This is a genomic window from Pseudomonas avellanae BPIC 631 (assembly GCF_000444135.1).
In the GTDB taxonomy this organism is placed as follows: Bacteria; Pseudomonadota; Gammaproteobacteria; order Pseudomonadales; family Pseudomonadaceae; genus Aquipseudomonas; species Aquipseudomonas avellanae.
The window spans coordinates 1-6,797 of sequence record NZ_ATDK01000280.1 but is presented as its reverse complement, the minus strand read 5'-3'; the positions used below and the strand labels follow the sequence as shown (position 1 = coordinate 6,797).

General features: G+C 61.2%; 4 protein-coding genes. All 4 read left to right on the top strand.

The annotated features are described in order from the left end of the window. Positions 1-293: 293 nt before the first annotated feature. Genes DW49_RS0116560 through DW49_RS0116545 form a run of 4 tightly spaced genes read left to right on the top strand, consistent with a single transcriptional unit; the run spans position 294 to position 6,603 of the window. Positions 294-1,460 carry an efflux RND transporter periplasmic adaptor subunit gene (locus DW49_RS0116560; RefSeq protein ID WP_005615539.1) on the top strand — a complete coding sequence of 389 codons (1,167 nt, stop codon included), beginning with the start codon at positions 294-296 and terminating at the stop codon, positions 1,458-1,460. After that, positions 1,457-4,561: a multidrug efflux RND transporter permease subunit gene (locus DW49_RS0116555; protein WP_005615536.1), complete on the top strand. Its 3,105-nt coding sequence runs from the start codon at positions 1,457-1,459 to the stop codon at positions 4,559-4,561. The genes DW49_RS0116560 and DW49_RS0116555 overlap by 4 nt, the downstream gene beginning before the upstream one ends. 10 nt (positions 4,562-4,571) lie before the next feature. Further along, entirely contained in the window at positions 4,572-5,249 is a 678-nt protein-coding gene (locus DW49_RS0116550; RefSeq protein WP_003375880.1) for a heavy metal response regulator transcription factor, read from the top strand. Then, positions 5,239-6,603 (top strand): heavy metal sensor histidine kinase, encoded by a 1,365-nt coding sequence (locus tag DW49_RS0116545; RefSeq protein ID WP_005615532.1) that lies wholly within the window; start codon positions 5,239-5,241, stop codon positions 6,601-6,603. Before DW49_RS0116550 ends, DW49_RS0116545 begins: the two co-directional genes overlap by 11 nt. Positions 6,604-6,797 lie beyond the last annotated feature (194 nt).

Below are 6,797 nucleotides of genomic sequence, written 5' to 3'. Positions count from 1 at the left end.
TGAGAACTCCAACAATACGGGCCTGTTCTCATAGGGATCAATAGGTTACGTCGAAACGGGAACAGACCCTAGGAAAATGTAGGGAAAATCCTAGGACTTTATAAACATGTGGACAGATATCCCTTCAACATGGATATCGCCCGATACTGACTTTTCTTGACTGGACGCTGCGCCCGGTGGAGGCTTTCTGACAAACCTGACAGCTGAAAGTCATTCTGCTGACCGGGTTTGCAGGCTATAAGGAAGCAGACAAAAAACATGACTCCCGTACCGACATTTGGCGTTTTCTTCATATGCGCAGATCGACCCTGACCGTTACCGCCGTAGCCCTGCTGATCACCTGCGCGGCAATCGCCGGCTGGAAGCTGACACGCCCTGCCACCCTTCCGAAAAATGTCACCACAGCGGTGCCGGTCAAGGTCATCACCGTGAGCATGGAGGACGTGCCTCGTTTCGTGACGGGGATCGGCTCGGTACTGTCCCTGCAAAGCGTGGTGATCCGCCCTCAGGTGGACGGCGTGCTGACCCGCGTACTGGTCAGGGAGGGTCAACAGGTCAGGGCCGGCGAATTGCTGGCGACGCTCGACGATCGCTCCATCCGCGCCTCGCTGGAACAGACCCGCGCCCAGCTGGCGCAGAGCAAGGCGCAGCTGGACGTCGCGCAACTGGACCTCAAACGCTATCGCCAGCTCACTGAAGACAACGGCATTTCGCGTCAGACTTTCGATCAGCAACAAGCGCTGGTCAGGCAACTGGCGGCCACTGCGCAAGGCAACGAGGCCAGCATCAATGCTGCGCAGGTGCAGCTTTCCTACACGCAGATTCGCTCGCCGGTGACAGGCCGGGTCGGCATTCGTAATGTCGATGAAGGCAACTTCATGCGTGTCAGCGATGCAGAGGGATTATTTTCGGTCACACAGATCGACCCGATTGCCGTCGAGTTTTCCCTGCCACAGCAAATGCTGCCGACACTGCAAGGGCTTGTTGCCGCGCACAGCGCTGCTGCGGTCAAAGCTTATCAGGGCGACGGGGCAACCAATGGCCTGCTGCTGGGCGAAGGCACGCTATCGCTGATCGACAATCAGGTGTCGGCAACCACCGGCACAATCCGCGCCAAAGCCCAGTTCAAAAACCCCGGCGAACAGCTTTGGCCAGGGCAACTGGTCACCGTGAAGATTCAGACCGGTATCGAACTCAACTCGCTCAAGGTGCCGCCCCAGGTGGTACAGCGCGGCATTGACCAACACTTTGTCTATCGGATCACGGCCAATAACAAAGTGGAAGTGGTACCGGTCAAGGTTTTGTATCAGGACAGCGAGCAGACATTGATCAGCGGGCCGCAGGCTGGCGACGTGCTGGTCAGTGATGGCCAATCGCGGTTGAGGCCGGGTTCGACGGTCGAAGTGGTCACCGCACCCGCCCCGGAAGTTGCGAGCGTACCCGTGGAGCTGGCACGATGAATGGCCGCGGTTTGGTCTCGGCATGGTGCATCGACCACCCGGTCGCCACGCTGTTGTTGACCTTCGCGATAGTGCTGCTGGGGGTCATTGCCTTTCCGCGCCTGCCGATCGCGCCGTTGCCGGAAGCCGAATTCCCGACCATTCAGGTGACCGCGCAGCTTCCCGGTGCCAGCCCGGAAACCATGGCGTCCTCGGTTGCGACGCCGCTGGAAGTGCAGTTCAGCGCGATACCCGGCATGACCCAGATGACGTCAAGCAGCGCGCTGGGGTCTACCAACCTGACCCTGCAATTCACCCTCAACAAGAGCATCGACACCGCCGCCCAGGAAGTCCAGGCAGCGATCAACACGGCGGCAGGACGCCTGCCCGCCGACATGCCCAGCCTGCCGACCTGGCGCAAGGTCAACCCGGCGGACAGCCCGGTGCTGATTCTGAGTGTCAGCTCCAGCCTGATGCCCGGCACCGAACTCAGTGACGTCACCGAAACCATTCTGGCGCGCCAGCTCAGCCAGATCGAGGGCGTGGGCCAGGTGTTCATCACCGGCCAGCAACGCCCGGCGATCCGCGTGCAGGCCGCGCCGGAAAAACTGGCCGCGCTGGGCCTGACCCTGGCAGACATCCGCCTCGCCGTGCAGCAGACCAGCCTTAACCTGGCCAAAGGTGCGCTGTATGGCAAGGACAGTATTTCGACCCTGTCATCCAACGACCAGCTATTCAAACCGCAGGACTACGCGCAACTGATCGTTTCCTACAAGAACGGCGCCCCCGTCCAGCTCAAGGACGTCGCCCGAGTGGTCGCAGGTTCGGAAAACGCCTACGTCAAGGCGTGGTCCGGCGACCAGCAGGGTGTCAACATCGCCATCTTCCGTCAGCCCGGCGCCAACATTGTCGAGACCGTGGACCGCATCCAGCGCGAACTGCCACGCTTGCAAGAAATGCTTCCGGCCACGGTCGATGTGTCGGTGCTTAACGACCGTACCCGGACCATTCGTGCCTCACTTCATGAAGTGGAAATGACCCTGCTGATCGCGGTCTTGCTGGTGGTCGCGGTCATGGCGCTGTTTCTGCGCCAGCTCTCGGCCACGCTGATCGTCAGCGCGGTGCTGGGGGTGTCGCTGATTGCCAGCTTCGCGATGATGTACATGTTCGGCTTCAGCCTGAACAACCTGACGCTGGTGGCCATCGTCGTCGCAGTCGGGTTCGTGGTGGACGACGCAATCGTGGTGGTCGAGAACATCCACCGCCATCTTGAAGCCGGACAAGGCATGCGTGAGGCGGCCATAAAAGGCTCGGGGGAGATCGGCTTTACTGTCGTGTCGATCAGCTTCTCGCTGGTGGCCGCGTTCATTCCGCTGCTGTTCATGGGCGGCGTGGTCGGGCGGCTGTTCAAGGAGTTTGCGCTGACGGCGACAGCGACCATCCTGATCTCGGTCGTCGTCTCCCTGACCCTGGCCCCGACGCTGGCGGCCTTGTTCATGCGTGCCCCCACCCACAACCCGCACCAAAAACCAGGGTTCGGCGAACGATTACTGGCCTCCTACGAGCGAGGCTTGCGCAAGGCGCTGGCCCATCAGCGGCTGATGCTCGGCGTGTTCGGCTTGACCCTGGTGCTGGCGGTGGTCGGCTACGTCCTCATACCCAAAGGCTTCTTTCCGGTTCAGGACACCGCGTTTGCGCTCGGGACGACCGAAGCCGCTGCCGATATTTCCTACCCGGACATGGTCGAAAAACACCTGCAACTGGCGAAGATCGTCGGCGCGGACCCTGCGGTGCTGGCGTTCTCTCATTCGGTGGGGGTGTCAGGCAGCAACCAGACCATCGCCAACGGCCGCTTCTGGATCTCGCTCAAGCCGCAGTCCGAACGTGATGTGTCGGTCAGCGAGTTCATCGACCGCCTGCGTCCCAAGCTGGCGAAGGTGCCGGGCATTGTTCTGTACCTGCGCGCCGGGCAGGACATCAACCTGAGCTCCGGTCCGAGCCGCAGCCAATATCAGTACGTGCTCAAAAGCAATGACGGCGCGCTGCTCAACACCTGGACGCAACGCCTGACCGAAAAGCTGCGCAGCAACCCGGCGTTCCGCGACATGTCCAACGACTTGCAACTGGGCGGCAGCGTGACGCACATCGATATCGATCGCAGCGCCGCCGCGCGCTTCGGCCTGACCACTGCCGATGTCGATCAGGCGCTGTACGATGCTTTTGGCCAACGGCAGATCAGCGAATATCAGACCGAGGTCAACCAGTACAAGGTCATTCTTGAACTGGATGCCCAGCAGCGCGGCAAGGCCGAAAGCCTGGCGTACTTCTACCTGCGCTCACCGCTGACCAATGAAATGGTGCCGCTGTCGGCGCTGGCCAAGGTCGGGGCGCCACGCATGGGACCGCTTTCGATCAGCCACGACGGCATGTTCCCGGCGGCCAACCTGTCATTCAACCTCGCTCCCGGGGTCGCGTTGGGCGACGCGGTGCGCATGCTTGATCAGGCCAAAATCGAGATCGGCATGCCGGCCGCGATCATCGGCAGCTTTCAGGGCGCGGCACAGGCATTCCAGAGTTCGCTGGCCAACCAGCCGTGGCTGATTCTCGCAGCGCTGGTGGCGGTGTACATCATTCTGGGTGTGCTGTATGAGAGCTTCGTGCACCCGCTGACCATTATTTCCACCCTGCCTTCGGCCGGTATCGGCGCGCTGTTGCTGCTGTGGATGATGGGCCAGGACTTCTCGATCATGGCCCTGATCGGTGTGGTGCTGCTGATCGGCATCGTCAAGAAGAACGGTATTCTGCTGGTGGACTTTGCCTTGCAGGCGCAGCGCGAACAGGGCCTCACGCCGCACGAGGCGATTTATGAGGCCTGCATCACGCGCTTTCGACCGATTATCATGACCACCCTCGCCGCGCTGCTGGGTGCGCTGCCGCTGATGCTCGGTTTCGGTGTCGGTGCCGAGTTGCGCCAGCCGCTGGGGATCGCCGTGGTCGGCGGCCTGCTGGTCAGCCAGATGCTGACGCTGTTCACCACGCCGGTCATCTACCTGCAACTGGAGCGGTTGTTTCATCGCCGCCACCCGACGCCCGGCGCACCGGCGCTGGCCCTTCACAAGTGAGAATCGCCCGATGCGCGTGCTGATCATCGAAGACGAAGAGAAAACCGCAGACTACCTGCGCCGTGGCCTGACCGAACAGGGCTATACGGTGGACGTGGCCCGCGACGGCATCGAAGGCCTGCATCTGGCGCTGGAGAATGACCACGCAATCGTCATTCTCGACGTAATGCTGCCGGGGCTCGACGGGTTTGGCGTGTTGCGGGCACTGCGCGCGCGCAAGCAAACGCCGGTGATCATGCTGACCGCTCGCGAACAGGTCGATGATCGCATTCGCGGCCTGCGCGAAGGGGCCGACGATTACCTCGGCAAACCGTTTTCGTTTCTGGAACTGGTCGCCCGCCTGCAAGCCCTGACCCGCCGCAGCGGGGGCCACGAACCGGTGCAGATCACCATCGCTGACCTGTGGATCGACCTGATCAGCCGCAAGGCAACCCGCGCCGGAGCACGACTGGACCTGACCGCCAAGGAGTTTTCGCTGCTCAGTGTGCTGGCCCGGCGTCAGGGCGACATTCTGTCCAAGACGTCAATCGCAGAGATGGTCTGGGACATCAACTTCGACAGCGACACCAACGTGGTCGAAGTGGCGATCAAGCGCCTGCGCGCCAAGCTCGACGGTCCTCACGAGCACAAACTGCTGCACACCATTCGCGGCATGGGCTATGTGCTGGAGAACCGCAGTGCGGGTTGATTCGATTGCCCTGCGCCTGAGCGGCCTGTTTGCGCTGGTCGCGCTGGTGGTTTTCCTGCTGATCGGCTGGGCCTTGTACCTGCAGGTCGACAAGAGCCTCGACCTGCTGCCGCGCGCCGAAGTGGATGCGCGTTACAGCGTGCTGGAATCGGCCGTCGGGCGTTTCGGCAATCCCGAGCACTGGAGCAAGATCAAGGCAAAACTGGAGTTGCTCAGCGAAGAAGACAAGCGCCTGCGTTTCTGGGTCGTCAGCGACAACCCGCTGTATGAATTCGGCAACCCGGACACGAACATTCGCCGATTCGCGCAAGGCGCGCCGGGCATGCATGACCTGAAGCTGGCCGATCACCCGTTCGCCTTCAAGGTGCTGGTCAGCGAATTCCCGGCCAAGGAACAGCGCCCGGCGCTGCGTTTTCTTACCGCCATCGACACCGAAACCTTCTGGCACACCCAGCACTCGCTGCTGGTCGCACTGATCAGCATGGCCGCACTGGGCGTGCTGCTGGCGTCGGCGCTGGGTTACTGGGTGGCGCGCATCGGCCTGCGCCCGTTGGCCAGCCTCTCGCAGGAAGTCCAGAAGCTGGCCCCGCCACGCCTGTCCGGGCGCCTGCAACTCTCACCGTTGCCACCGGAGCTCGAGCAGTTCGTCGCCTCGTTCAACTCCACGCTGGAACGCGTCGAGCAGGCCTACTCGCGGCTGGAGTCGTTCAACGCCGATGTAGCCCATGAACTGCGCTCACCATTGACCAACCTGATCGGTCAAACCCAGGTGGCGCTGACCCGCGGCCGTTCCGCCGAGCATTATTTCGAGGTCTTGCAATCCAACCTTGAAGAGCTCGAACGCCTGCGTTCGATCATCAACGACATGCTGTTTCTGGCCAGCGCCGATCAGGGCACCAAGGTCAAGGCGCTGACCTGTGCGTCACTGGCCGAAGAAGTGGCGACGACGCTGGATTACCTGGACTTCATTCTGGAAGACGCGCAAGTGCAGGTTCGGGTTCAGGGCGATGCCAGCGCACCGATTGAAAAACCTCACCTGCGCCGCGCCCTGATCAACCTTCTGCATAACGCCGTGCAGCACACCGAGGCCGGGCAAGTCATCGAGGTCTGTATCGAGTCGCGCGAGGCGCATGTGAGTATCGGCGTGACCAATCCGGGCGCGCAAATCGCCCAGGAACATCTGCCCAGACTCTTCGAGCGCTTTTATCGGGTCGATGCCTCACGCAGCAACAGCGGTGCCAATCATGGCCTGGGGCTGGCCATCGTCAAGGCCATTGCATTGATGCACGGCGGTAGCGTATTTGTGAACAGTGCACACGGGGCCAATACGTTTGGTATCCAGCTTCCTCACTGAGAACCAAAATAACACTGGCGAACTCGTTCAGCACCGCAACAGATGTGCATCCGTTCTCATCTTTTTTAATGCACTTGGTTTATTCACATTTCATTCATATAAGGGGCGGCGGCAAAAACTGAGCGCAACACCTGACCAATCCGGTACGGTGAACCTATGTCATATCATGAACTCAGCATTGAAGAACGCATCAC

What these genes read in the sequence shown, in the direction of transcription:
- DW49_RS0116555 (WP_005615536.1), top strand. Translation starts at nt 1,457, where the DNA reads ATGAATGGCCGCGGTTTGGTCTCGGCATGGTGCATCGACCACCCGGTC.
- DW49_RS0116550 (WP_003375880.1), top strand. Translation starts at nt 4,572, where the DNA reads ATGCGCGTGCTGATCATCGAAGACGAAGAGAAAACCGCAGACTACCTG.
- DW49_RS0116560 (WP_005615539.1), top strand. Translation starts at nt 294, where the DNA reads ATGCGCAGATCGACCCTGACCGTTACCGCCGTAGCCCTGCTGATCACC.